The 25531-nt window shown below is 66.0% G+C and carries 28 protein-coding genes; all 28 read right to left on the reverse strand.

Features of this window, described 5'->3' with window-relative positions; translation table 11 throughout:
- Positions 1–2: 2 nt before the first annotated feature.
- The 28 genes from G4G00_RS02580 to G4G00_RS02710 all read right to left on the reverse strand — a co-directional run bounded on the left by G4G00_RS02580 (position 3) and on the right by G4G00_RS02710 (position 25421).
- Positions 3–248 (reverse strand): hypothetical protein, encoded by a 246-nt coding sequence (locus tag G4G00_RS02580; RefSeq protein WP_032961803.1) that lies wholly within the window; start codon positions 246–248, stop codon positions 3–5.
- Positions 245–514, reverse strand: coding sequence for a hypothetical protein (locus G4G00_RS02585; RefSeq protein ID WP_005412393.1), 270 nt, complete (start codon positions 512–514; stop codon positions 245–247). The genes G4G00_RS02580 and G4G00_RS02585 overlap by 4 nt, the downstream gene beginning before the upstream one ends.
- Positions 515–540: 26 nt before the next feature.
- On the reverse strand, positions 541–1026 hold the full coding sequence (locus tag G4G00_RS02590; protein ID WP_164271027.1) for a hypothetical protein: 486 nt from the start codon (positions 1024–1026) through the stop codon (positions 541–543).
- Positions 1026–3830: a tail fiber domain-containing protein gene (locus tag G4G00_RS02595; RefSeq protein ID WP_164073061.1), complete on the reverse strand. Its 2805-nt coding sequence runs from the start codon at positions 3828–3830 to the stop codon at positions 1026–1028. Before G4G00_RS02595 ends, G4G00_RS02590 begins: the two co-directional genes overlap by 1 nt.
- A gap of 25 nt (positions 3831–3855) precedes the next feature.
- Positions 3856–6393: a phage tail fiber protein gene (locus tag G4G00_RS02600; RefSeq protein ID WP_164271029.1), complete on the reverse strand. Its 2538-nt coding sequence runs from the start codon at positions 6391–6393 to the stop codon at positions 3856–3858.
- 39 nt (positions 6394–6432) lie between these two features.
- Positions 6433–9597 carry a hypothetical protein gene (locus G4G00_RS02605; protein ID WP_164271032.1) on the reverse strand — a complete coding sequence of 1055 codons (3165 nt, stop codon included), beginning with the start codon at positions 9595–9597 and terminating at the stop codon, positions 6433–6435.
- Positions 9598–9603: 6 nt separating this feature from the next.
- Entirely contained in the window at positions 9604–11778 is a 2175-nt protein-coding gene (locus G4G00_RS02610) for a hypothetical protein (protein ID WP_164073064.1), read from the reverse strand.
- A 3-nt stretch (positions 11779–11781) separates the two neighbouring features.
- A complete protein-coding gene (locus tag G4G00_RS02615) occupies positions 11782–12228 on the reverse strand; it encodes a hypothetical protein (protein ID WP_164271034.1) in 447 nt (148 codons plus the stop codon).
- On the reverse strand, positions 12213–12686 hold the full coding sequence (locus tag G4G00_RS02620) for a hypothetical protein (RefSeq protein ID WP_164073065.1): 474 nt from the start codon (positions 12684–12686) through the stop codon (positions 12213–12215). Before G4G00_RS02620 ends, G4G00_RS02615 begins: the two co-directional genes overlap by 16 nt.
- The gene (locus G4G00_RS02625; protein ID WP_164271036.1) at positions 12683–14815 is read right to left on the reverse strand and encodes a hypothetical protein; all 2133 of its coding nucleotides are present in this window, start codon (positions 14813–14815) and stop codon (positions 12683–12685) included. The genes G4G00_RS02620 and G4G00_RS02625 overlap by 4 nt, the downstream gene beginning before the upstream one ends.
- The gene (locus G4G00_RS02630; RefSeq protein WP_005412402.1) at positions 14815–15405 is read right to left on the reverse strand and encodes a hypothetical protein; all 591 of its coding nucleotides are present in this window, start codon (positions 15403–15405) and stop codon (positions 14815–14817) included. The genes G4G00_RS02625 and G4G00_RS02630 overlap by 1 nt, the downstream gene beginning before the upstream one ends.
- Before the next feature lie 99 nt (positions 15406–15504).
- Complete coding sequence (locus tag G4G00_RS02635) at positions 15505–16458, reverse strand: capsid protein (protein ID WP_088476075.1); 954 nt, start codon at positions 16456–16458, stop codon at positions 15505–15507.
- 26 nt (positions 16459–16484) lie between these two features.
- Entirely contained in the window at positions 16485–17270 is a 786-nt protein-coding gene (locus tag G4G00_RS02640) for a capsid assembly protein (RefSeq protein ID WP_164271040.1), read from the reverse strand.
- Positions 17270–17413: a hypothetical protein gene (locus tag G4G00_RS02645; RefSeq protein ID WP_004154577.1), complete on the reverse strand. Its 144-nt coding sequence runs from the start codon at positions 17411–17413 to the stop codon at positions 17270–17272. The genes G4G00_RS02640 and G4G00_RS02645 overlap by 1 nt, the downstream gene beginning before the upstream one ends.
- Before the next feature lie 16 nt (positions 17414–17429).
- Positions 17430–18986, reverse strand: coding sequence for a portal protein (locus G4G00_RS02650; protein WP_005412405.1), 1557 nt, complete (start codon positions 18984–18986; stop codon positions 17430–17432).
- Complete coding sequence (locus G4G00_RS02655) at positions 18979–19131, reverse strand: hypothetical protein (RefSeq protein WP_005412406.1); 153 nt, start codon at positions 19129–19131, stop codon at positions 18979–18981. Before G4G00_RS02655 ends, G4G00_RS02650 begins: the two co-directional genes overlap by 8 nt.
- Before the next feature lie 20 nt (positions 19132–19151).
- The gene (locus G4G00_RS02660; protein WP_049434071.1) at positions 19152–19331 is read right to left on the reverse strand and encodes a hypothetical protein; all 180 of its coding nucleotides are present in this window, start codon (positions 19329–19331) and stop codon (positions 19152–19154) included.
- Between the two features lie 64 nt (positions 19332–19395).
- Entirely contained in the window at positions 19396–19932 is a 537-nt protein-coding gene (locus tag G4G00_RS02665) for an adenylate kinase (protein ID WP_164271042.1), read from the reverse strand.
- Positions 19933–20229: 297 nt separating this feature from the next.
- The gene (locus tag G4G00_RS02670; protein WP_240336069.1) at positions 20230–21138 is read right to left on the reverse strand and encodes a phage exonuclease; all 909 of its coding nucleotides are present in this window, start codon (positions 21136–21138) and stop codon (positions 20230–20232) included.
- Complete coding sequence (locus G4G00_RS02675; RefSeq protein ID WP_005412410.1) at positions 21135–21284, reverse strand: hypothetical protein; 150 nt, start codon at positions 21282–21284, stop codon at positions 21135–21137. The genes G4G00_RS02670 and G4G00_RS02675 overlap by 4 nt, the downstream gene beginning before the upstream one ends.
- A complete protein-coding gene (locus G4G00_RS02680) occupies positions 21281–21571 on the reverse strand; it encodes a hypothetical protein (protein WP_109337041.1) in 291 nt (96 codons plus the stop codon). The genes G4G00_RS02675 and G4G00_RS02680 overlap by 4 nt, the downstream gene beginning before the upstream one ends.
- Positions 21568–21792: a hypothetical protein gene (locus G4G00_RS02685; protein WP_164073070.1), complete on the reverse strand. Its 225-nt coding sequence runs from the start codon at positions 21790–21792 to the stop codon at positions 21568–21570. The genes G4G00_RS02680 and G4G00_RS02685 overlap by 4 nt, the downstream gene beginning before the upstream one ends.
- Positions 21789–21914, reverse strand: a complete 126-nt coding sequence (locus tag G4G00_RS22075; RefSeq protein WP_275426988.1) for a hypothetical protein — start codon at positions 21912–21914, stop codon at positions 21789–21791. The genes G4G00_RS02685 and G4G00_RS22075 overlap by 4 nt, the downstream gene beginning before the upstream one ends.
- A gap of 28 nt (positions 21915–21942) precedes the next feature.
- Positions 21943–22308, reverse strand: a complete 366-nt coding sequence (locus G4G00_RS02690; RefSeq protein ID WP_005412414.1) for a hypothetical protein — start codon at positions 22306–22308, stop codon at positions 21943–21945.
- Positions 22305–22643: a hypothetical protein gene (locus G4G00_RS02695; protein WP_050483582.1), complete on the reverse strand. Its 339-nt coding sequence runs from the start codon at positions 22641–22643 to the stop codon at positions 22305–22307. Before G4G00_RS02695 ends, G4G00_RS02690 begins: the two co-directional genes overlap by 4 nt.
- Positions 22625–24499 carry a DNA polymerase gene (locus tag G4G00_RS02700; protein ID WP_164073071.1) on the reverse strand — a complete coding sequence of 625 codons (1875 nt, stop codon included), beginning with the start codon at positions 24497–24499 and terminating at the stop codon, positions 22625–22627. The genes G4G00_RS02695 and G4G00_RS02700 overlap by 19 nt, the downstream gene beginning before the upstream one ends.
- 12 nt (positions 24500–24511) lie before the next feature.
- Positions 24512–25162 (reverse strand): hypothetical protein, encoded by a 651-nt coding sequence (locus tag G4G00_RS02705; RefSeq protein WP_088476070.1) that lies wholly within the window; start codon positions 25160–25162, stop codon positions 24512–24514.
- A gap of 10 nt (positions 25163–25172) precedes the next feature.
- Positions 25173–25421, reverse strand: a complete 249-nt coding sequence (locus G4G00_RS02710) for a hypothetical protein (RefSeq protein WP_005412417.1) — start codon at positions 25419–25421, stop codon at positions 25173–25175.
- Positions 25422–25531: the final 110 nt, after the last annotated feature.

Raw genomic sequence — 25531 nt, forward strand, 5'->3', positions numbered from 1 at the left:
CATCAGTTCAGCCGCCCATCCTCAGCGGGATCGAACGGGAACTCGGACACCTTGTCGGCCAGCTTGCCCAGCGGTGAGCCGGGCGGCGTGGCCGCAACGTCGATGCCGTTGTCCTTGAGAAACTGCCGGGCCACGTTGAGGATCGAGGCCAGGCCCTTCGCGTCCGACTCCATCGAGTCGATGGTGTCGGCGAGCTTGTCCGCGACTGCGGCGTGCAGTCGCTCCAAGGCATCCTTGGGGGCGGTCACTTGTTGACGACGCGGTTCAGTACGGTCTCCAGCGCGGACGTGCCGAGCGACGCCAGGATGCACGCGAGCGCGACCTGGGCGACGAAGGAGACGCCGGGGATGAAAATGACGATGGCACCAGCGGCAAGGCCGGTAGCGCCAGAGAGGATTGCGCGGCCGAGCGCCTGCTTCCAGGTGATCGGATCGTTCGACGTGAGCATCTTTGCGATGCCCACGATGAGGCCGACGCCCGCGAGAGCGCCGACCAGCTTCACTTCATCGTGCATTAGGTCTCTTGTAGGTGGTGGATGCGTTAGAGCGGACGACCGAAGCTGTACTCGTAGTTGCCGGTCAGGGTGATCTGCGTGACGCCATCGGTGACGACGACAGTGAACTGCCCCATGCGGGAGGTGTTCCGCCCCGAGGCGGTCACAGTGCCGCCGAGGCCGCTGCCGGAGATCGACGCGCCGCCTGTGACGGAGCGGGAGACCACGGAGTAGTTGCCGGTGCCGCCCGAGCAATAAACGCTGAACGACTCGCTGACCGTGCCGTTGGTGGACTGAGGCCAGTTACCCATCAGGTAGCTCGGCGAAAGCGATGCTTGGAACGGTGTCGCCTTGACCGCGTTATAGAACTGCGAGGCGTAGATCGGGCCGCTCGTGGGGACGCCGTAGTTGGCTGGAACGTCGGGCACCAATCCACGTCCTCGGTAGTACTGGTCCGCGTAGATAGGGTAGCTGCCGCCGAACTCGGCGCGGATCATTTCCCAGGAGATCGGGCCGGAGCCGGGGAGGGCCATCAGGCACCTCCCCCAAGGTCCGCGACGCGCTTACGCAGCGCCTGCACCTCAGCGATCAGGAAGGGAACAGCCTTCTCCCACTGGATCGTCTTGATGCCGTTCGCGTGCGTGGCGACCATCAACGAGTAGACCTCCTCGGCCTCCTGCGCGATGCCGCCGACCTCATGCTCCGCACTCGGGTGGAACGTGGGATTCAACTCGGCGATAGCTTCGGCGTCCCAATCGAACTCGCGCACACGGAATCGGTCGAAGAAGTCGCCCACCTTGGAGGCCGAGGCGTCCACGATGTTCTTCTTGAGACGCGCATCGGACGCATAGGCGACGATGTTGCCCGTGGCGATCCAATTGTTGCTTGCGTCGCGGTAGGCGCACCACGCGAAGGCGTTGCTGGCGAGGAAGCCGTGATTATTGTCGTTGCAGTGGAGCCAGTGCGTCGTGCCCTGATCGGTGTCGTAGCAGGCGATGGTCGGGGAGTAGCTTTCCAGACGGAGGTCGCCTTCTGAGCCACCGCCCGCGGAGATCAACACGCGCTTACTGCCATAGCTGCGGATGTACGTGTTGTCCTGCATGAACCAGCCTCCGCCGTGCGGCTCGGAGTACCAGCCGGTGCCGGATTGCTGGGAGCGGAACCAGCCCGCGTTGAGGTAAATCTGATCGCCAGCCGTCAGGCGGCCCGCGATATTCGCAGCGCCGTTCCAGTACAGGTTGTACCAGCTGTTCGTGTTCACTCGGGTGATCGAGCAAACGTCGTCGCCAGCGCCATTCGTTCCGTGGATGTATGCGGTTCCCGCTGCACCCATGCCGGTCAACCGCAGAGGCGCGGCGTAGGCCAGAGTGACCTGTCCGGTGAAGGTTGCGCCGCCCAGGCTCGCCTTGCCGTCGAGTGCGGACTGTAGGCCGCTGACGTTGGCGATGGTGTGCGTGTGACCAGCATCGGCCTTCCCTGCCGGGTTGAAGTTAGCTGAGGTCCAGACGGTGCCGCCAGCGTTGAGGGACGCGACGCCGCCCGTACCATCGCCGAATCGGAACTCCAGCGAGTTCGCAGCTGGCGGCACGTAGACGTAGCGATCCAGCGACCCCAGGTACATGACGCCGGACGTGGCCTCGCCGCCATATCCCTGCGCGCGAACCTGCCCGGAGGTGAACGTCTTGACGCCGCCGACAGGCTGATCGTCGGTCACGTTGACGACATTGGCGATGTCGGTGGAGTTGTGCGTGTGTCCGACAGCCGACTTACCATCGAGAGCAGATTGCAGGCCGGTGACGTTTGCGATGGTGTGCGAGTGGGATGCCGCCGCTTTGCCGTCGAGCGCGGACTGGAGGCCGGTCACGTTGGCGATGGTGTGCGTGTGCGACGCCGCCGCCTTGCCGTCGAGCGCCGTCTGCGTCGCGGTGCTGATCGGCTTGTCGAGGTCGGCGGTGTTGTCCACCTTGTCGAGGCCGACCTGCGCCTTGGTGTGCGTGTGGGTGCTCGGCGGGTAGGTCGTCGGCTTACCGGTGACGTGGGTGTTGAAGTCCACGTCGTTGCGGGTCGCCAGTGCGCCCAGCCCGCCGATGTCGCCAGCCACGAGGGTCACGTCGCCCTGCTTTCCGGCGACGCTGGTTACCTGATCGGTGTTGTCGATCTTCTCCCAGGTAGCGCCGTAGAGCGCCTGGTCGCCGACTCGCCAGTGGATGTCACCGACAGTGCCTTCGCCGATCACCTTGTAGAAATGCCCCTTCACCGGGTTGGTCGGGAACGCACCCGTGCTGGCATCCCACGATCCCATGTAGACCAGCGAGCCGGTGACGGCAGCCTGCGCCTGGGCGGCCCAATGCTTCGCCGAGAACTCGCCCGGCGACACCTCGGTGCCCTGCGGGGCGTTCGCGTACAGGTTTGCCTTGTCGCGGGCAGCCTCGGCAGCGGTCTTGGCCGACGATGCGGTCTGCGCCGAGGTCGAGGCAGCCGACGCCGAGCCGGACGCAGCGGAGGCATGACCGGCCGCGGTGGTCGCCGAGCCAGCAGCCTCGCCAGCCTTGGTCGCCGCAGCGGACGCCTGGGCTTCCGCCCGGTTGGCCTGGGTGGTTGCCTGGGTGACCGAGGTCGCTGCGGCGGTCGCGCTGTCGGCGGCTGCGGCAGCCGATGCGGCGGCAGCGGTGGCGTCAGCTTCCGCGCGGTCGGCCGCGTCGGTCGCATAGCCCAGGATGGTCTGCGCCTGATCCCGTGACGTGGCGGCAGCAGTCGCCGCTGCCTGCGCGTCCGAACGCGCCTGACCCGCTGCGGTGGCCGACGTGCCCGCCTGGCTTGCGGAGCCAGCCGAGGCCAGCGCCGAGGTGGCCGAGGCCGTCGCCGAAGCGGCGGCGTCCACTGCGGAGCTTGCCGCCTCGGTCGCGCTGTCGGCAGCCTCGGCCGCCTTGGCAGCAGCGAAGGTCGCCGCGTCGGCGGTGGCCTGCACGTCGTCGTCGATGCTCGCGGCGGATTCCGCAGCGCGCACGGCGGATGCTTCGGCAGCGTCAGCGAAGCCAGAAGCGTCATCTGCGGACGCCTGCGCGGCGTTCGCCATGCCGGTTGCCACGGACACCAGGTCGCGTACCTGCACGACCGAGCCGGTCAGCTCGTCGGTCAGCCCGGCCACGTCCTTCTGGAGCTGCGGGAACGAGGGGAGGGTGTGGTTGTTGCCCAGGCCGTCCGTCACGACGACGGTGCCTTCCTCCTGAGTCAGCAGCGCGATCATCTGATTCTCGCGCCGGTTCCAGCGGTCTACCAGCGTCGAGAGGCGCGAGGCCAGCTCGGCGTTGGAGACGTAGCCGGGGGTAGTGCTCATGCGGTGCTTGGGTTCTCTCTGAGGGTTATCGGATGCCGAAGGCGAAGCCGCCAATCGACGTGATGAGGTAGTTCGGGTAGGCCGGGGCGTCGTAGCCGTGGACCTGCGGAGGCGGGCTGGATGCACGACACCGCACGCGGAATGCGCGGGCACCGCCTGTCCATGCGCCGGACGCCGAGAGCGTCACCGACTGCTCGTAGGTGTAGAAGTTGGACGCGGTGAAGGTGTTGCCGTCGCCGCCCATCTGCTGAATCAACGCGCGGTACATCGGCGGCTCGTGCGATGCGATGACGACCCACACAGAGTCGCGCAGCTCCTCCAAGATGACGTGCAGCCCGTAGACGCGCGTGTTCGCGGTGACGGTCACCGACACGGAGGGCGTATGGCCCTCGCCAGCCAGCACCGGAGCGCCGAGCCAGAACTCGTGGATCGCCACCCAATCGCCGAGCGGGATGAAGTTGTTGCCCGCCTGGTAGCAGAGGCTCGTTGCCCCGGTCCACCACACGCCGGTCGCCGACTGGAACTGCCCCACGATGTTGGGAGCATTGACGCGGCCTCGGAAGAACGCGCCGCCGTTGCGGTCCACGTAGAACACCGCGTTGTTGGCGTTCTTCGCGCCGGAGCCGACCCACAGGGGCCAGTCGCCGAGGTTGGAGATTTCCACGCGGAACTCGGCAGCGTTGACGATGTTGCCGTTGCCGTCGAGGGTGTGGGTCTTGAACGTGCCGCCGTTGATCGTGCCTGCGTTCGCCGTGAGAGCGGCCAGGGAGTTGACCCTGATCTTGTCCGCAGTGATCGTCCCGTCTACCACCAGCGCGCCCTGGATACCCACGGTGGACTGGCCGCCGACCGTACCGATCACGAACGGATACTTGATGCTCGCCAGGGTGCCGCCCGAGGTGTACTGCGGGTGGACGAAGGCGAAGCGATCCGCGGTCACGATGAAGTCGCTGCCGGTCTGCGGGTTGGCGGAGAGGGCGATACCGGCGACCACGGGGACGCCGTTGATGGTGCCCGCGTTGATCTTGACCGAGTAGTTGGCCTGCCACTGACCGTACATGCCGGAGTGCTGCCCGGCGACCACGTTGAACTCCTGCCGGATGGTGGCGAAGTCGCCGTCCTTGAACGCCTGGACCTGCGTGGCCGCGATGGCCTGTGCCTGCTCGGCGGTGATCTTGGTGGTGTTTAGCTGCTGCACCAGCGCGCCGGTCGGAGAGGTGACATCCAGGTCGGCCTTGCGCCAGCCGGTGCCATCCCAAATCTGCGTCAGGTACGCGCCGGTCTGCCCGGTCTTGACCCAAAAGGTCGGAACCTTGAAGCCGCCAGCGGGCGGGGAGGGCTGCGCGTCCGAGAAGATCGTCGGCGCGGTGCTGGTCTCCAGCGTGGATACCTGAGAAGCCAGGGCTTCGCGCGCGGACGCTTCGGTGTCGATGCGCTGCTCGAAGGCAGCCGAAACCGCCGACACTTGGCCGTCGATCTCATTGGCGATCCCCTGCGGCACGTTCGCGCCGTAGCTGGCCGCCATCTGCTGCCGGAATGCCGTGTTGGCACCCTCGGCGTCCGTCAGGGCTTCGGTGGTCTCGGCCAGGCCAGCGATGTTCTCGCCGTGGCGGACTACTGCCGTCTCAACGTCGGACACGCGGGCCTTGGTTGCGTCAACCTCGGCCATGACCGCGGTGCGGACTTGCGCCGCGCTGTCCTCGATCTCTGCGCCGAGGCGCTGCTCGGTGGCCGCGCGCGCCGCTTCGGTGGTGCTCTCCACCTCGTCGATGCGCTGGTTGAGCGCAGCGGAGATCGTCTTGCCGTTCTCGACCACCTGGCCTTGCAGCTCGGTGATCGCCTCGACGCGCGCAGAGTGCTCGTCGGCGATGGCGCGATTGACCTCCAGGAACCGTGCCTGGTTGCTCTGCTCGCCGTAGTCCACCCGCGCGAACAGGTCGATGATCTGCTGCGCGATGACCTTGTTGCCCTCGGTCAGCAGCCCGATCTCGTGGGTGGCTGTGCTGATCTTGTCGCCGTAGTCGCGCTGCACGTCGAAGAACTCGTGCGAGCGCATGATCTCCTCCAGGATCGCCTCGGCGTTCACGTCGATGAGGTCGATGCGGGTCAGCAGGTCTTGCAGTGCTGGCGAGCGGAGGAGCTGCTCGATGATTGCGTTGAGGTCCGGGTTGCCACCGGGGTTGCCGGGGCCGCCACCGGGGAGGCCGCTGCCGCCACCGAACTCGGCGAGTTCCTGGTGTGCGTACAGCAGTTGGCGGAACGACTTGGACAAGTCGCGCGCCGGGAGGTTCGCGCCTTCCTTGTAGTTGACCAGGAGGGCGTCAATCGGCGTGAATCGCCGGATGGTCACAGTGTAGGGTGCGTCGAGCACGCCATCCTGCGACGGAATCTCGATGGTGCTGGCGTCCACCCACGACACGGAGACAGCGCGGGCCGCGTCCGGTTCACCGACGAACGCCCGGATGTGCTCGCGGGCGATGTACGGGAACGGCACGGTGAACCGCGTAGGGCCTCCCTCGTAGGTGTAGAGCACGAAGGAAAGGCCGCGCGATAGTTCGATCATGCGTCCTCAAAAAGGTGGAGGCCCCGAAGGGCCTCCTGGTTACGGTCGATCAGTCCCGTCCTTGCGGTCGGGGAACTGCTGTAGGGCTTGATCCGCGATGTTGCGGACGCCCGTCATGTTGTTGAACCACCAAATCTTCCAGAAGTCGCGCATCTGCTTCTCGGTGATCTCCTCATCGTCGCGGATGGCCGAACCGATCATCCGCGTGCTGCCGTAGACCTTGTTGAACAGGTCGATGGACGGGATGCCCATCACGCCGTTCTCCAGGCCGGTCGAGCGGTTGTTGGCGAACACCGGGTCGTTGCCCAGGGCGTCCGCCCACACTGCGTCGGTGACGGCGGGGATGACGTTCGACCAGCTCGATTGCGCGACAGCGTTCTTGTAGAAGTTCGCCTGCGTCAGCTGCTTCTTCCGCTGCTCGGGATTGCCAGCGGTGTTGATGTACGTGCGAGCCGCCCAGCCCATCCCTGCTGCCGAGGTGGACAGGACGACCATCGCGTAGGTGCGCCAGTCGTCGTAGTGGTGGACCGAGTTCAGGAAGTGGCGGGTGTAGCTGTTGACCATGAAGCTGCGGAACTGCGTGACGATGCGGCCGGTGGTGGAGTGCATCAGCTCGATGCTGTCCGAGGCGTCACCTTCGAGAACCTGGTGTCGCGTCACGCGGAACAGGAACGCAGCCATGCGCTCGCGCGTCTGGAACGGCAGCTTGTCCGGGTCGATCTGCTCGATCTGCCGCTTGCCTTTCAGGTAGCCGAACACGTCGGCCTGGGCCTTCTCGTCGAGACCCCAAGTGCGCAGGCGGGCCACTTCCGCGTCCGCCAGCTTCTTGGCGTTCGCCATGTCCAGCAGCCGCAGCAGCGTGGCACGACCGGCGATGCGTTGGAGCATCGTGTTGATCGGGGCCATGCCGGATGCGACCGAGGTGATGTGCGTCGCCATGTTCATCGCGTTGTCGATCTTCTCGCCGTGCTTGACGTTGAACGTCTGCGGCACGAGCGCGTCCTCGTCCAGGCGCAGGAACGGCGGGTTGCGCAGCCAGTCGGTGCCGGGTGCGAACAGCCGTTCCATCACGCGCGCCTCCTGCGAGGACAGCTTGCCGTCAGCGCCGCGCACCAGGAAGTCGCGGGCGGCACCCACGGAGTTCCAGAAGTTGCGGAGACCGGCATGCGCGATGGTCGGGCCAAGCTCGGCGAACAGCGAGAAGCCAACCTGGTTCATCACGCGGGCGAAGTTCCAGTTGCGCAGGAACCGCGCGTAGCGTGCGCCGCGGCTGGCGGGGTCGAGTTCGGTGCTGCGGCCGAAGGTGGACTTGAGGCCGATGTCGATCAGGCGCTCGATGTCCTTCACGTCGTCGCCGGACTTGCGGGCGTCGCTCTTGAGCTTCGATACGAAGCGGTCGAGCTGTGCGCGGTTCTTGATGCCAGCCTTCGACGACAGCGCCGACCAGCCCGTGATCTCGCGCATGTAGCGGGTCATCACCGAGTCCACGTCGTTGTCGAACAGGTCGGCCATCGAGACCTGCACGTCCTCGCCAGCCTCGTTGCGGATGGTGGTGGAGTAGGTCTCGTCGAGGTCGATGCGCTTCTTCGCGCGGTCGAGCTTGCCCGACTCGTAGGTCTTGCGTTCCAGCTTGGACAGCAGCTCTTGCGACCGCACGGGCGAGACGCCTGCCTCGGTCAGCATGTTGCCGATCTCCTCGACCGAATCGCTGTCCAGCGGGCGGACCAGCAGGTCCATCCCGTCGCCCTCGAAGTTCGCCTGAGCGCGCTTGAGGTAGGAGCGTGCAACCGCACCGAGCAGCTCGTCGTCGATCTCGTCGCCTTCGTCGGCGGCGGCCTCCCATGCGCGACGCATGGCGGGCTTGATGAGCTGGTCGATCACGTCGTCCTGGTGGAGCTGCATTTCGCCGAACAGGCGCTTGAAGCCCTTGCCGCTCCAGTAGCGCGGCAGGTAGTTGCCGTTCTGCGCCACGTTGGCGAAGCCGTCGAGGTTGCTGTCCTGCGCCAGCTTGAGCGCATCCCGCATCGCCTTGGCGACGCTTCCGGCAGCCTTGGCGGCTTCCGGTGACACGTCCGGCGCACCGCGCACGGCACGGCCGACCTCCTCGTTGAACTTGGCGCGCTCGGAGAAGTTCCACCAATGCGTGCCCGTCCGTTGCTTGTAGGCGTCCCACGCGGCGTTCACTCCGCTCCGCCATTCCGTCTCCATGACGGCCAGGTGGCGCTTGGCGAACTCGCTGGTGGACTCCTGGACCGCGACGGAGCGATCGGTGTAGCCGACGCCATCGCGGAACAGCAGACGGCCCGCCTCGCGCACCAGCGGCGACTTGGCGCTACCCATGCGGGCGGCAAGGTCGCGGCGGACGGTGGCGAAGTGGGGCGTGATGTGCGCGTTGACCAGCGCCTTGTCGGTGAACTCCTGCTCGAATGTGCTCTCGTTGCGCAGCGGGAGGACGCCTGGCGTGGGATCGTTGGCGGCGGTGCCTGCCACGCGGGCGGCGGACAGTGAGTCGTCACCGGCCAGCCGCTTCACCACGTCAGGCTTCACCTCGCCGTCGAACAGGGCACCCCGGCGAGCGCCGAGGGCACCACCGAACGCGAACGACAGGGCGGCGCTCTGCACGCCATCCGCGAGCGTCTGCTCGGGGTCGTAGGTGGAGGTTGCGGCCGACATCAGCGCGGAGGTGCCCGCAGCCTGTAGACCGGAGCGCACCGCGTTGGCGAGGCGTCCGGCCTTGGCTGCGTACCCCAGGCCGCCCGTGGCGAGATCGAGGCCGGTTGCCACCGGGTCGGTGAAGCCGAGGGCGATCTGTCCGCCCAGGCCAAACTGCGCCAGGTCGTCGTCCGCCATCTGATTCATGAAGGCCACGGATTCCAGATAGGAGAGGTGCTCGTCGGACGTGGCCCGGCCGAACAGCTCCCACTGCTCCGGGCGCAGGCCCATCGACTCCCAACGCTTGCGCGCGTCTGCGGGAATGCGATAGCCCTGCTGCGGCTCGTAGCCCAGCTCGGTGATGAAGCGGTCGATGAAGCCGATGCCGCCCTTTGCCTGGGCAGCGCCCCATCCGTCCCATACGGTCGTCTGATCCTTCCGGCGCTGCGCGGCCTCTCGCTGCTCCTTGCGCTCGCGCACGGCTTGCACGATGGGCTGCTGGGTTGCCGGCTTGACGATGTTCTCGTCTGCGCCGGGTAGGGATTCAAACATGCGGTCTTACTTCCTCGTCAGGTACTCCAGGAAGTCCTCGGGGACTGCCGGGGTGGTGGTGGTTTGCTTGGTGCCCGCGTTGGGGACCAGCGGCTTGGTGAGGTCGAACTTGGGCAGCTCGAAAGCGGGGGCCTCGGCGGCGCTGGCGTCGCGCTTGGCGATGGCCGCGGGGACTTCCGTGGTCGCCGACTGCGAGCGCAGGTCGCGGATGTTCCGGGACTGATCCGCCCAGGTGGTGCGCTGCTCGACCCGACGACGCGCCTGGGATTCCGCGAGGTCTCCCTTCCAGCGCTGGTGCTGTGCCGCGATGGCGCGCGGGTCGAAACCGATGGCGCGGCCGGTGTCCGGGTCAGGGATCAGCCAGTTGTCGGGGCCGACGATCTGCCACTGCCCCGGATTGCGGGGATTGGGCAGGGCCGACAGCTCATCCGGGTCGCGGCCGAGCTTGCGCGCGACCGTCTGGATCAGCTCGTCTACCGCTGGCTCGGCACCCTGCGGCATGCCGATGTTCGGCACGCGGCGGCCGTTGACGGTCGTGCGCTGGGCGTCGATCTGACCGACCGCCGCACGAATGGCGGCTTCGCCGGACACGCCGCCACGAGAGGCGATGCGCTCGGCTTCCTGGCGGATGCGGTGCAGCTCACGCGGGTCGCGCGGCTTGCCGTCGATCTCCAGGTAGTCCTTGATGCCGGACTTCCAGGTGTCGTTGATGACCGAGCGGGCCTCCTCGACTTCGCGCTTCGGTTGCGTCAGGACGCGAGCGGCCTCCTGGTGCGACTGACCGCTGCGCCGGGTGTCGTAGAGATACTGGTCCAGCATTGCGGCAGCCTCGCCGCCAGCGACCGTATCGGCGTACTTCGGCGAGACCTTGCGGAGCTGTTCGTACAGCGTCGCGGCGTTCTGGAAGTTCTCCTGGAACGCCGGGTCAGCGCGCTTGAGGATGCGTTCGAGCTGGGGGATGACGATGCCCTGCCGTGCCCACTTCTGGAGCACCTGGCCGCGTGCGGCCTGCGGGGTTTCCTCCCACTCCTTACCGGCCTGCTTTTTGAGGTCGGCGTCGCTGATCTCGTAGGGATTGCCCCCGGCTACCAGCTTGCGGATGCGCTCCTCTCGGGCGCGCTCCTTCGCTTCCTGCTCCCAGCGGCGAAGCGTCTGCTCCTGCTGGTTGTTCCAGTAGCGCTTGAAGGACTGGAGGTCGCCGCCGCTCAGGCCGAACTTGCTGGCCCAGGTGTCGATGGTCTTGTGGGTGAGTTGGCCGCGATCCGCGAGGCCCTGGAGCGTCCACTCGGCCTCGGCCATCGCCTGCTTGCGTGCCTCGTCCTCGCGGTGTGCGATTACGCGGGCACCAGCGGCAGCCGCCGCGCGCAGCTCGTCGCCGTGCTCGGTGTTCATCAAGCCGGGCTGGCCGTCGCCGCGGTCCTTCTCCAGGAACGCCAGGATCGACTGAGGATCGCGGTTGCCCGCAGCCAGCTCCTCCTTGGCGGCCTCGACGTAGAGTTCGTCCACGTCGCGCTTGTTGAGGTAGGCGTACTCCTCCTGGTCCAGCATCGCGTACAGGCCGTTCATGCCCTCGGAGGTGAGGAACGTGCCACCCTTGATGCCGTCGCGGATGATCGCGGTCAGCGACTCCTTCTGCCGGACCAGCATTTCCCGCATCGAGTCGGCCTGCCACTGCTGGCGGACCTGCTGCGCGGCGCGCATGGCGACCGGCATCAGGGCCTTGCGGACCTGCGGGTCTTGGAACTCGGGGTTCTGCGTCAGCGCCGCCATCCGCTCCTTGATGAGCGGCTCGATGTCGGTGCCGGGTTCGGCCTTGGCGATCTCTTTGGCCGCTTCGATCTGCCAGTCGCGGACGCGGATGATGCCGTCTGCCTTGAGGTAGCCGCGACGCCATGACTCCGACTGCTGGGCAACGAAGTCCTCGGCCTGCCGGGGCGTACCCTCGGCGTCCTCCTGCATACGTTGGGTCGCCGCGGCGCTGTACTGCTCGCGGCTGTTGGAGATCATCTGCGAGTTGACGGAATCCGAGACGCGCGTCAGCACCGCAGCGGCGGTGCGGGAGAGGGCACCGGCACCAGCGGAGGACGCTTGGTCAGCCTGCACCGCCAGAACGGGGCGCTCGGCGAGACGCTGCGGCACCTGCGCGCGGCGGATGATCTCTTGGGGTTTCGTGCGAGCCACGGGTTACTCGTCTCCGGGAATGGAATAGCGCTTGTAGGTTTGGATGTTGCTGTAGGCGTTCGCGCCTGACTGCATCACGCCGCCCAGCGCCTCGGCATTGCCGGTGCGGATACGTGCGCGTGCTTCGGAGCCGCTTTCGACGACTCCGTTCCTGCGGTTCTTCTCGATGAGGGCCACGTCACGGCCAGCCTGGGCCATGATGTCGTTCGCCAGCAGCTCGACCGAGTTGCCGGACACTGCCGCTTCTGCTGCGGAGGCGCGCATCGCGGATCGCAGTGCGCGGGCCTCCTCCATGCGCTGTTGGGTGCGCTCGGCGGCCTGGTCGTTGATCTGCTCCTGCTGACGCTCCGCGGCTTCCTCGATGGCCTTGTTGTTCTGATTCTGGCCGTACATGGTCGCCATCGCGCTGACTGCGGCGATACCGACCTGGACTGCTACGGGGTTGCACATGGGGTCTTGGTTACTCGGACGAAGGGTGTCTTGGCGAAGCCGTAGGCGGACTCGACGCCGCTCTCGCGGAAGCCAAGCCAGCCGAGCCATCGCCGCGTGGTGACGGCGTTGACATCGACGAAGTTGAAGATGGTGCCGAAGGTGGCCGCCCACTCGTCGCTGATCCGCCGAGCTTCTCGGAGGAACGTGCGGCGGAACGCGGGAGCCACCAGGGCGTCGGTGCCCAGCAGCCAAACCGAGGCGATACCCTCGGCGTGCTGGGTGAAGCCGAAGATGCACACGGGGGAACCGTCGCGCATCGCGGCGAAACTGCGGTCGCTCGCGGTCACTGCAAATGCGAGCGCCTGGAGCGGGGTGTGACCATGCGAAGCCGCCACCTCCAGGATGTCCTCCTGCCGCATGTTCTCGGCGACGTGGAGGATGTCGCTGGCGGTGGGGCTTCGATAGGTCAGGGTCATACTCGGCTGCGGGAGACGAACATGCCGCGCCACTGTGCTGACTGGAACCAGCACTGGAACGGCAGGCGGTTGACGAGGTGCATGCGGACGCTGTTGGCGTCGCCCAGCACGGGGAACCGGCGAGAGCCGGAGTGGAACGTCGGGGCGCTGGTGCGGAACACCGAGTCGTTGAGGACGCGCGCGGTGTACGCACCGGAGTGCGACGCCACGTAGGTCTCGACGCGGCCATTGCCCTGCTGCTCGACCTCCAGCTCGAAGTACGCGCCGTCCTTGTAGGCGACCTCGATGTCACGCACCTGCGTGCGGCCCACCAGCACGGCCTGGTTCTGCCCACCGCGAACGATGGGCTTGGTCAGGGTGAGGCGGTGCTCGTAGTCCATGCCGACGACCACGCGGCCCTCGGTGTGGTTACCGGGGAGCGCGAGGCGGGTGCGGGCGTTGTCCCAGCGCGCCTTGGTGATGTCCAGGTACGCGCCGGGGTCTTGCCAGTCGTCCGTCTTGAGGACGGTGACCGTCATACCATCGGGCACGATGTAGGGCAGGTCGATCCAGGTCTCGTTGCCGAACTGCTGATAGGTGGGCTGCACCACCAGCATGCGGTCGAGCAGGAAGTTGTAGTCGCCCGTGGCATCCGCGTCGTGCTGGTTGAGCACCATACGGAACTTGAGCAGCTCGCAGCCGCCTCCTGGCGCTTCCGCGACGGCGTACAGCACGTCGTTGATGGCGTGCATGTGGACGATGCGGCCGACGCCGGAGATTGACCAGCGCGTCCACGCGGACTGCTGCTTCTCGTCGCCGATCCAGCGGACGAAGTAGACGTAGAGCTGCGCGTCGGTCGGCTCGTCAGGAGCGAAGAACACGCAGTCGGCACCACTTGCGCTCGCCATCGCTCGCATGCGGCCCGGCATCAGCTTGGGCACATGCGCGGTCACGTCGGCGGCGTCGCCGGTCACCGACAGGTCGTCGATGAAGTATTCGCGCACGCTGGCGTATGCGCCGCTGTCCTCGGTGAAGTACAGCGACTCGCCCATCAGCTTCGGCCGGATGTACGGCGAGCTGCTGTAGCTGTTGACCGGATCGCTCTTGACGTTCTTGGCGGCCAGGTACGGCTCGGCGGTCAGGAGGAACTGGCCGCCCGCAGCGGCAAGGAACAGGGCCGACTGGAACGGAACTGCGTGGTAGAGCGTGGTGACGCCGTTCGACCCGCTGACGCTTACGTCGATGGGGTCGGCGTCGAGCACCTGGGTCACCGAAGTGCGCCAGAGGTTGAACGGATCGGAGACCTCGGACATCAGCACGTTCTCCCCGGCCAGGAAGCCCAGGCGGTCCCGGTGCTTGAACACCTCGCGGATGCGCTGGCCGTCAATGGACGGGAACGGGTTGCTTTGCTCGTCACCCGCGAGGCGCGCGGTCCACTCCGGTCCACCGAAGGAGAACCAAAAGCCGTCCGCATGCACCGGATCGGGGATGCGCTTGAGGATGTGCGGCATCGTCTTGGCATCGAAGCGGTGCTTGATGCCCGGCCGGGCGACCTCCAGGTAGACCGAGGAGGACTGCTTCTGGACGTAGTAGTCGTCGAACTGCGACTCGGACGAGCCGATGATGTTGTAGATCGCGCCGGTCGGCACAACGGCCGAGCCTTTGTCACCGGGCTTCGGCAGGTCGGACATCGTTTGCGCCGATCCGTACAGCGAGCCGGGCGAAAGCTCATCGCTCTGCTTCACGTCTACCAGCCGGTTGACGATGAAGGTGGTGTCGGAGAACGTCGCCAGCGCGAAGCACGACCACGCACGCTGTCCCTGGGTGTCCAGGTAGTTGAGCGCGTCGCCCGTGGCGTTGACGGTGTACTCCTTGCCGGTCTCGTGGTCGAACACGCGGATGCTGCGGTGGCCCACGGCGACGATGTAGCACTCGTTCTCATCGCGGACGATGGAGTGGAAGGCACAGTCGTGATCGAGGGTGACGCCAAGGCCAGCAACGAACTCGGCGGGCGGGCGCTTGCCAGCGCCCATTGCGGCATGCAGCCAGGCGTTGATCGCCTTGGTGAGCTGGTTCGGCGAGCGGACGGTATCGTCCTGCTGCGACTCGCCTCCCAGGAACGAGGGATAGTCCCCCGTGATTAGCGGCATCAGCGGTCCCAAATATCAGACACGTCCGTCGAGCCACTGAGGAAGTTGTGGCCGCGGGCGTAGGTGAAGTCGGCGTGCTCCTGCGCGAAGATGAGGTATGCCTCCTCCTCGTGCTTCTCGGTGAACACGTAGAGCTGGTCGCTACCCAGCACGCTCGTCTGGAACAGACGCGCAGCGCGCACGGCGATGTAGCGGCGGGCCGACTCGGGCAGCTCCTCGTAGGCGAGGAACCAGGTCACGAAGTCGGCGGTGGGTGCCGACGAGAACGTGTCGGCGAGGGTGAGCGGGTTGATGAGGCGCGTGCCTCGGATCACCAGCGGCTCGCTTCCGCGTGCGGGGACGAGCTTGAGGATCGACTGCGGTGGCAGCACCTTGCCTTCCGCGTTGAGCGTGAAGGTGAACGACTCGCTGGTGTTGAACCACCAGCCAGCGGTTTGGACCTCGCGGCTCACCGCGCGGAGGGTGTCGCGCGCCTGCGAGGCGTACAGGTTGCCGAGCGCTTCGAGGTCGCTGATCGGCGCTTCGCCGATAGCACCGAGCAGCACATTGACGGCTTCGAGTTCCGTGGTCGGAGTGAGTTCGAGGTTCATGGATTCGGGGCAAAAAAACGGGGGACACCCATGTGGATGTCCCCCGTAGATGGAGAGAGATTGAAGCGCCGCGGGATTTGCCCAACGGCGCTGTATTGCTTACGGGGCCTTCGACAGCTCGATGGCACCGCGCGGAGCCAGGATGCCGTGACCCAGCGCGTACTTCGCCAGCATCAGGGTGCCCTGCTTCTCGCCCTGGTACACGTCCTCCAGGGACAGGTCCAGCAGCTTGAGGGTGCCGACCGCCGAGCGGTGGAAGATCACGCCCACGGTGTCCGCGAAGTTGCCGCGGTACTTGGCCGGGATCGAGGCCAGGGACGACTCATCGACACGCGGCATCGCGTTGATCTTCACCAGCGGGATGCGGGCGACCGAGGAAATGATCGCCTGGCCGTAGGAGCCGTTCGATTCCGCGTTGATGTCGCGGTCGATCAAGTCCTTGTTCTCGGTCAGCAGATACCACTGAGCCGGGGCCAGTGCACCAGTGAACTCCTGCGGGTTGTCCGGCAGCAGCTTCTCGTCGAACAGCATGCGGGCGTTGCGGAACGCATCGGCCAGCACGGTCGGATCGGAGGCCATCGTGGCGGCCTTGATGATGGCACCACCCGGCTGGCCTTCGACCTTGCCTTCGGTGGTACGAGCGGCCAGGATCGCGCAGCGCAGCTCGTTCTGCATGCGCTTGAGCGCCAGCTCCGCACCCTGCTGACGGGTGTACTCGGAACGCACGTCGTAGTGGTTCATCGCCTCGTCGATGTTGGCGATGAAGGCGTGCGAGATCAGCATCGGATCGAGGGTGATGATGGTCTCGTTGTGCTCGACCACCAGGCCCTTGATCTCGGTGCCCGGCACATGGTACTCGGAGCCGATGGTGCCGACGTTCGGGAACGAGGCGGACTTGCCGCTCTCGATGTTGCGCACCGACACGCGGCCGTCCAGCTTGTAGTTCTCGACGAAGCTGGTGATGGTTTCAGCAGTGTAGTTCTGCTTGAACAGCGCCCAGGCGTCGCCGTTGGCCTGGGCTTGACCCAGGCGGGAGGGGATTGCGTCCGACATTTAGTCCTTTCTTGAGGTTGAGTGGATTACTTGAACAGCGGCGACACGGCCAGGCGGGCGGAGACTTCCGCGCGGTAAGCCGGATCACGGTGGTAGCGCACATCGCGCATCGCTTCGACGACCTGCGCCTGCGACTGGAACGGCTTGGGACCGGCATCGGCGTTCGCCGCGGTCTTGCCGTTCAGAAGGCGGCCGTTGCCGCCACGGAGGGCGACGAGGCCCTGGACTGCCAGCGCTGCGCGGCCGGCGTCGCCGGACTGCACCGCTTCGTTGAACGCCCGCTTCTGCTCGGCGCTCAGGTTGGTCTTGGCCCACTGGACCAGGCCGTCGTAACCGGCCTTGCCGCCTGCAGGCGAGTAGACGGCGTTCTCGTAGGTCTGCACGCGAGCGCGCAGGCCATCGACGTACACGTCCACCAGCTCCTTCGGATAGCCCGCTTCCTGGAGCTTCTTGTAGCTCTCCTCGGACAGCGAGCCGTTCGAGTTGAACTCGGTGGCGAAGTCGTCCAGGTTCAGGCCAGCCCGCGCCAAGGCGTCACGCGCATCATCCGCGGTGGCGTCGTCGATGGTCGCGGGGCCACCCTTGCCACCCTTGTCGTCGGCTGGCTTGCTCAGTTCTGCGTAGGCGGCTTCCAGCTCCTCCACGGTCTTGTACTTGCCGCCGAACAGGCGCTCGACATCGGTGCCACCCTGCGCGCCCGGTGCGGGCTGCTGGCTGTCCTGGGAGTTCTGCGGCGGCTGCTGACCTGGGGTCGGCTGGCCGTTGATGCCGTCAAGGCTGACGGTCACTTCGGACTTGCCCGGCTGCGACATTACTTGTCCTCGGGCTTGTAGTTGACGATGACCAGGCCGTTCGTCTTGCGGGTGATCTCGGCCTTGCCCTTACGCTCGACGCTCGGAGCCTTCGGGGCTTCCTTGGTCGGCTTGGCGGGCTTCTCGGTGGTTTCGTTCGACATTGCGTCCTTCTCGGGGTTACGGGGTTTGGGTCATCGCTGAGGCGATATTCGGAGCGGCACGGACCATCGCCTCCTGCGCCGAGGCGTCCTGCTGCTCGGCAGCAAGCTCGTCGTCGGAGCGGATCAGGCCCTTGGTGGAAATGTCGGAAGCGGCGGCCAATCGGGAGATCGCCTCGCCACTGTTGAGGCGGCGTGCCTTCTCCTCTGCGCCGACAAGCGCATCCACTGCCTGACCGAACTCGATCAGCTTGTTCAGGTCGTGGCCGCGGCCGAGGGCGGCGATGCCAACGGTGATGCGCGGCTTGATGAGTTCCTGCGGCAGCTCGGGCAGGCGACCCTGCTTCTGGAGCTTGTGAAGGCGGCGGCGGATCAGCGGCAGCAAGAGCTGCTCGCCCGACATCGCCATGAAGCCGCTGAGGGCGTCGTCGAGTTCCTGGGTGAGCACCCGGATTTCGTAGGCGGTCACACGCTCGCCGGGGCGCTGCACGGCGGACTTCACGCCGAAGATCAGCTCCAGCGAGTTTGCCAGCCCTTCGGCCTCCTGACGCACGAAGTTCAGGTCGTAGGCTTTCTGGAGCTGGAGCGTGGTCACGTCGCTGGCCTCGCCACGCAGCACCGCGCCGGACTCGGCCTCGGTGAGCTGGCGCTCGCGGATCGTCGAGGTCGGCTTGAGGAACATGATGATCTTCGCCAGCGCGGCGGCACCCTTACGGATCGCCTTGCGCAGCGCCTCCAGCGACTCGAACGCGCCCACGTAGTCGTAGACCAAGCCCTCGCCGTAGTCGTCCACGAGGGACGGCGGGGCGCACAGGGGAATCCACGGGCAGGCGTCGATGGGGTAGGTGCCCACGGTCTCGGGCACTTCGACGCCCTCGACCTCCTGGACCACTTCCCACTCCTTGCCATCTTCCGAGCGACGTACCCAGGTGTAGAGGTTCACGTCGTCGTTCTTGGTCTTTTCGTCGCGTTCCTGGGCGAGCTTCTGCATCACCGCCGCGCGGATCGAGTCCGGCAGCATGGCCGGGGCGATCTTGTCGAGCGTGATGATCTCCAGCACGTTGCCCAGGCCATCGCGGTCGGTCACGTAGGAGGTCAGCGGGTACAGCTTCGGCTTGCCCTCGTCGGGGTCGTAGAGCAGGAAGTTGCCGAGGACGATGGCGTGCTTGGCTGCCTCGCTGAGGACCGGGCGGACGCCGCTGGTCTCCAGGTCGTTGACGATGACCCGCTCCACGTCCACCAGCGCGGCCTCCAGCTCGGAGGTCTCCACGCCAGCCTGCTCGGCGATGTTCTCGGCGACGGCCTGGTCAGGCGCGAGCTTGAATACCGAGGCGTTCGGCGGGAGCCAGGCCAGCACGATCTTCGAGGCCAGGGCGTTGACGCACTTCGGGCCGGTGTCGATGTAGGCGGAACCGGGGGTGCGCGATTTCGCGCCCTCGTCCACCCACAGGCGGGGCAGGGTGACCTTGGCGCAGCGCTTGGCGCGCGTCTCGGCTTCTTTGCGGTTGGACTTGAGATCGCCGTAGCGCTTCGCGGCCGTCTGCTTCTCGGCCGAGGTCTGCTTGGCGTCAGCCATTCGGAATGGTCAGTCCTTGGTACTGCGTAGCGTTGTTCAGGTCCAGGCGGACCTTGGACTTACGCCGCTGATCGGCCGCGTGGCCGGTCGGCTGGGTGTCCTGGCGGGTCAGCAGGATCGGGTCTTTCTCCTGCTGGTCCGGCATGTTGGGCTTGCTGCACATGGTTAGCGGGCGCGGTGATCCATCTGCTCGACCTTCCGCAGCGCCTTGAGCCGAAGGATCAGGCGACGCTCGCCCTGCCGGAGCAGGAACTCCTCCTTCGGCTGGGCGGGGTCGTAGATCACTTCGGGGTGCAGTTCGTCCAGGAGGTCGATCAGGTCGTAGGAGTGCAGAGGGATTTGCATAGAACTCCTGGGTTATGAATAGGTGGGGAAACTGTCGTTTCCCCCGATGATGACCACTAAACCCTTAGAGTCGGGCCAGCGATTCCGCGACCATCCGCAGGCGGTGGATCGGGCGGTTGTTGTCGATCACGGTGTCGATCAGGTCGCCGTGGACGCCTGCCTCGGAGGCATGCGCCGAGACCGGGGCCGCGCTGTCGCGGAGCACCTGGACCACCTGGCCGCCCCACTCACGGATGAACTGCGCCTCGTTGTCGAAGCGAACGTCCGACACCACGACGCCAGCAGCGCCGTCGCGGCGGGCCTGACGGATCTTCTGCGCGACCACCTTGACCCACAGGTCGCGGTCGATCATTTCGCGGCCCCACTCGGTGCCCACGGTCTGCATCAGGCGGCGCGGGGTCTGCCCGTTGAGCCAGTCGAGCGGCTCCTCCTTGAGCGGGCCGTCCTCCATCGCGGACACCGGCAGGCCGGTGATGTCCGCCACGAAGGCGCGGATCGGGGCCGCGAAGGACAGCTTCACGAAGCCGTGGTCGCTGACCAGGAACTCGGCCAGGGTGTCTTTGCCGCTACGGGCGCGGCCGGTGATTCCGATGATCTTCATGGGGACTCCAGAAAAGGAAAGGCCCGCACGAGGCGGGCCGAAGCGCGATGTTGCTGAGGTTGGATAAGTTTGTTCATCTTTCGCACATTGCCGATTACCTGACGTGCGTCCGTTCGGACATAATCGCCACGGCACCGGAATGCCGGGGTCACAACCAACAAGGAGAAAAGCAAATGGCTGACGAAAAGCGTCGCGTCGAGATCAAGTACCTACACAAGACCGAGCAGGGGACATTCGTCGAGTGGGGCCGCGACGTCACCTACGACGATGGCAACAACGCAATTCCTGTAACCCGCGCTATCGTTGAGTTGGATAACGGTCAGGTGATCCTCGCCGAGCCGCCGCAGATTCGCTTCTTGGACCGGAAGTAACCGGGGGCGACCACAGCCTCACCGTTCGATTGGAGGGGCTGTAGTCGCCGTAGCGCAGGATGCGCGCGAGGCGCGCCTGCACCAGGGCGTCATGCTCTGTCAGCGGCTCGGTGCCGCCGCGGGGGATGCGGGTGGTGTAGGTGGTGACGACGGTGTTCCACAGCGCGCCGAGGTGCTCCTCGACGGACGCATCGCGGTACGCCTCGTGGATGGGCATGAGCAGCTCGTCCGCGCCCTTGTGGCCGATGCCGGGGAAGCCGGGGTAGTTGTCCACCTGGTCGCCCGTGAGCACCTGCTTCATCCAGAACAGGTCAGCGTCGTGAGCCGAGATCGGCCGGACGCCCACGTCGGGACGGTTGGGGTTGTAGAGACGGATGCCGGGGATCGTCTGCATGTCCTTGTCGATGGACACGACGATGCGGCTGCCTGGCGCGCGCTTCGGATTCGGGTGCGAGGCCAGTAGGCCCAGCACGTCGTCACCTTCCAGGTTCTCGATCTCCACGATCTTGTCGCCGAACTCGTCGTAGACGAACTCGTCGAGCACGTACCACAGGGCAGGCTTGTCCTTGCTGGCACGGTTGAGCTTGTAGGTGGGGTCGATGTCCTTGCGGAAGTTGTGCTTCTTGCAGGACAGGGCCAGCAGGTAATCACGCGCGCCGAACTTCTCGACGATCTCGTCGATGTAGTCCTCCAGCTTCGCCTTCGCGCGCTCGGGCTGGATCGCTTCGACCTTGTTGCCGTCGCCGTTCCAGTCGATGTTCGCGGTGTTCGAGAACGCGAGCTGGTAGCGCAGCACGTCGGCGTCGATCAGCAGCAGCGGGCCGCGCTTGTTCATGCGTCCACCCACTGCCATCCCAGGAACGCCAGCGCGAACCAGCGGTGCAGCCAGTTCGGACGCTCCCGGACCTGCACGAAGAAGTTACCGCCGATGACCCAGGAACCGGCCGCCTGCGGAGGTCGATAGGTGACGTAGGAAGTCACGGCCGCTCCTCCGGGTGGCGCTCGTACCACGCCTGTAGCTCGGCGGCGTAGCGCTTCATCCCGGCCTGGTACTCCGGGCCGTCACCGAGCGGGTACTCGTACTCGTCGCAGACGTAATCGCTGGTGGGGATGTACGAGAATCCGCCATTGCTGTTGGGGATCAGCATCAGGCCACTCTCGGTGTGCCCTTTCAGGCACGAGCCGTAATCGGCGCGTGGCGGCCAGGGCTTCATGTCGCACGCAGCGAGGCCAGCGCACAGCGCCAGGATCAGAAGTGCGCGCTTCATGCCATGCTCTCGTGGATGCCGACGACGCAGTTGCGGCCGACTTGGCGGATGACGTAGGTGTGGACCTTGGCGATCACGCGGTCGGGCGTGATGTCACCCTGCCGCCACATTTCCAGCTCGGGTGCCTCGGCGACGCGGAAGCAGCCGGAGCAATCACGGACGAGGTGCTTCTGCCCGTCAGCGGGACCGCCGACAAGGTGAAGGGTGTAGGGACGGGTCACTTTCGGTTCTCCTTGAGGACTTCCAGGGCGCTCGCCTTGTCGGCGTTGCAGCGCAGGAGGCCGTCCTCGGCGTTGCCGCCGAAGCGGTAGAGGTCGTAGGTGGTGGTGGTCGGGTCAGCCATCACGGCGTCGAGTGAGGAGTGCGTGCCCTCAATGACGGTCGGCTGGAGGAACTGCTCCGGCACGACTTTCGAGGTGTGCGCGGCGCAGCTCGTCAGGAATGCGGCGAGACAGGTAATCGCCAGTTTCCGGGTCAGCATTTGCTGCAATCTCCACAGAGCGGTTGGTGGTGGCGCGGGCGTTCCGCAGCGCTGCATCGAAGGCAGAGCGGCGCACGGCTTCGCGGTTGAGGGTCTCGACGGTCTGCTTGAGGTCGGCCAGTTCCTTTGCCGACTCCTCCAGCTCCGTCACGCGCTGGGCCATTGCGGTGTACTTCCAGGCTGCGAAGCCGCCAGCCGCGAGCGCGGCAACGACCAGCAGCGCCGCGAGGGCGCGCAGGATGTTGGTTGGGTTCATCGGTTCTCTTGGACGTAACAGGCGACTCGCAGAAGCTCCGAGGGAGTCGCGTCGGACTTGATCTGATTCGCGCGTGCGGAGATCACGCGCACGTTGCCCCGGACGTAGCCGAGGTCAGGTTCGATGCGGTCGAGCGTGGGTGAGTTGGGGCCTTGGGCCTTGCGCCCGACAGCGCGGTACAGCGGGATGCCCAGCGCCGGGCAGAAGTCGGGGACCACGATGTCGTCCGACGTGAGGTCGAACGGCAGTCCCTTCCTTGCTGCCCGGCGTTTCGCTTGGCGCACCAGGGCGAGTGCAATGTCCCGCTTGCCGCGGGTCAGTGCGTCTCGGCCCAATTCCTTCCGATCTTGAACTCGCCATCCAGCGGACAGCGGAAGCCGAAGTGATCGCCAGCCTTGCGGATGGCAGCCTGGGCGGTCTTGCCCACGAACTCGGCCTTGTCCTCGTCCACTTCGATCTGCCACTCGTCATGGACGTTGGCGAGGAACTCGTAGTGGACGCCCGGCACCAACCCTGCGGCTTGCAGGTCGGCGTCGAGGATCACCAGGGCTTTCTTCATCACCAGCGCACCGGCCGACTGGAGCAGGGTATTGAGCGCGGCGTGGTCGCTGCGGATGTGCAGCTTCCGGCCGTCGAGACCGATCAGGTATCCCTTCTCGGCCGCCCGCTTCTTGACCCCACGTACCAGCTTCTCCAGCGCAGGCAGCCCGGCCAGGAACTTGGAGCGGAGCTTCGCCCCGGCCTGGCGTCCCTTGCCCACGATGGAGCCGAGCTTCGCGTCGCCCGCCCCATAGAGGAAGGCGTAGATGAAGGTCTTGGCGTTGTCGCGGGTGGGCAGTCCTGCCGCCGATTGGTTGACGGAGTGGATGTCGCCTTCGAGGATGACCTTGGCGTACTCGCCGCCGTCGTGCTTTGCCATGAAGTGCGCCAGGCAGCGCAGCTCCAATCCCGAGGCGTCCGCGCCGACCTGGAGCTTCCCTGTTGGGACGCAGAACAACGAGCGGCACTCGAATCCGTAGCCGCCTTCCTGGCCCTTGAGGATTCCCTTCTCCTTCGAGTGCTGGACCTTCGGCACCTGAGCGATGTTCGGCTTCGAGTGCGTCATGCGGCCGGTCACCGCTGCGTTCTGATTCACGCTGCCGTGGATGCGGCCGTCCTTCTTGATGGCCTTGAGCCACGCCTCGTCGCCTTCGGCGAGCTGGCCGAGGCGCTTGTTGACGATGAAGTGCTCCAGCAGGAGCGGGATGATCGGGAACTTGAGCGCGCCCAGGACTTCTTCGTCGATCTTCGGCTGGCCCTTCTCGGTGAACTCCTGGGGCTGCCAGCCGTACATTGCAGTCAAGCGGTCAGCGATGTGCTGGCGGCTTGCCGGGTTGAACACCACGTCCTTGTAGGTCGTGACCTCCACGCCCTTGACGTAACCGCGGCGCTTGTCGTCGCGCTTCGGTACGAACTTGCGCTTCACCACCTTCCACGGCGGAATGACCTTGCGCAGCTCGGCCTCCAGCGCAGTGCGCCGGGACACGAGGATGCACTCCAGCTCACGCGCCTTCTCCTGATCGAACAGGTAGCCGTAGCGCTGCTGACGCGAGAGGATCGGCGCGACGGCCTGCTCCAGCTCGATGGCCTCGGTAGGGAGGCCCTTGCTCACCAGCAACGCGAACAGCGCTTGCGTGACCGCAACGTCCTGGTCGCAGTAGTCGTCCATTTCCTGAGACCACTGTGCCCAGGGGTCGAGGCCGCGTGCGGCCATCTGCGCCGCGTAGTCGCCTTTCCAGCGACCGAGGCGGTAGCCCCACGCTTCGAGGGCGTGGCGGCCGATCAGCTTGCCCGGCAACACCGGGTTCGCTCCCTGCTTCTTGCGGGCCTTGAAGTCGCGGTCCTTGAGGTCCGGGTAGACCAGCGTGGACATCAGCAACGTGTCGAAGTACGCCTGGACCTTGAAGTCCGGGAACACCTTGGCGATAGCCGGAATGTCGAATCCGGCGATGTTGTGGCCGACAACGCGCTTGGCCTTCTTGAGCCTCTCGACGGCCTGACGGACTGTCATTTCGCCCGTGCCGTGATCGTTGGCGGACAGGATGGGACCGCGCGGTGCGCCTGTCTCATCTACCTCTTGGAGGGAAATGCAGTGGATCGTGTCAAGTTCGTCGAGGAGGCCATTGGTCTCGCAGTCGAATACGAGGATCAACGGCGGTCCTCCTTACGGGTAGCCGTGGTTGGTTACGGGGATTGCGCGGACGCGGCGGCGGGCGCGGAGGATGTACTCCGGCTCGGGAGCCTTCGGCGGCGTGTGGACGCCCTGCGGCGCGTGGCCGGGGAAGTCGTCGTCCTCGAACAGTTCGTCCTGCTCGGGCTGGTCGGGGTGCAGCGTGTAGCCGTAGTCCTCGACGTAGTGCGTAATGCGGCGGATGGTGCGCTCGGTGCCGTTGTTGTTCAGCACGAAAAGCAGCTTCTCCGATGCGTCGGCAACCGCGCCTTCGAGGGATACGACCACCACCTCGTCGGTGCTGGGTTCGTAGATTGCGACATGGGCGCAGCACCGCAGATCGAAGCGGGCGCAGTGCTCATGCGGCGTGCCGAACTCGAAGCCGATCAGGCTCACGAGGTGACCCTCGGGCGAGCGGAAGTTGCGGATACCGTTCGGAGCGGCTTCGCTGGTCCAGTCGCTACGGCCGCTCAGGTACGCGGCCACGTAGGTGTAGCTCGCAAGTGACACGAAGAAGCAGTCGATGTCCTTGATTTCGGTCCCGTCGTAGAACGCGCGCAGGCTTCCGCCACCCAGGATGACCAGGTGGCGGACTTCGGCCGGCAACACGTCGAACAGGGACCGAGCGTGTTGCTCGGCAGTCATGGTTGGTCCCTTAGCGGATCAGGTTGGTGAAGCGCTCGGCGACACGCAGTGCGCGCTCGGCTTCTTCCTCGTGCTCGTCGGCCTGCGAGTGCAGGACATCGGCCTTGTCGCGCAGCGTCGAGGCGGTGGCGATGCGGTCGGCGCTGATCTTGAACAGCTTGTCCACCTGGCCCTCCAGCACCTTCACCACGTCGGTCACGGTGTCCTTGCGGAACGGAGCGGTCAGCAGGTCGATTGCGATGGCGACGATCTCTTTCATTGGGGTAGTTCCTCGGCTTTGATGTGGATGACCACGCGCCGCCCAGGCTTGCCGTACATGACACGGCAGGCTTGGTCGGAGCGCGGGAGTTGGTAGGGGAGAACGAGGCT

Source organism: Stenotrophomonas sp. B1-1, assembly GCF_010894375.1.
Taxonomy (GTDB): Bacteria; Pseudomonadota; Gammaproteobacteria; order Xanthomonadales; family Xanthomonadaceae; genus Stenotrophomonas.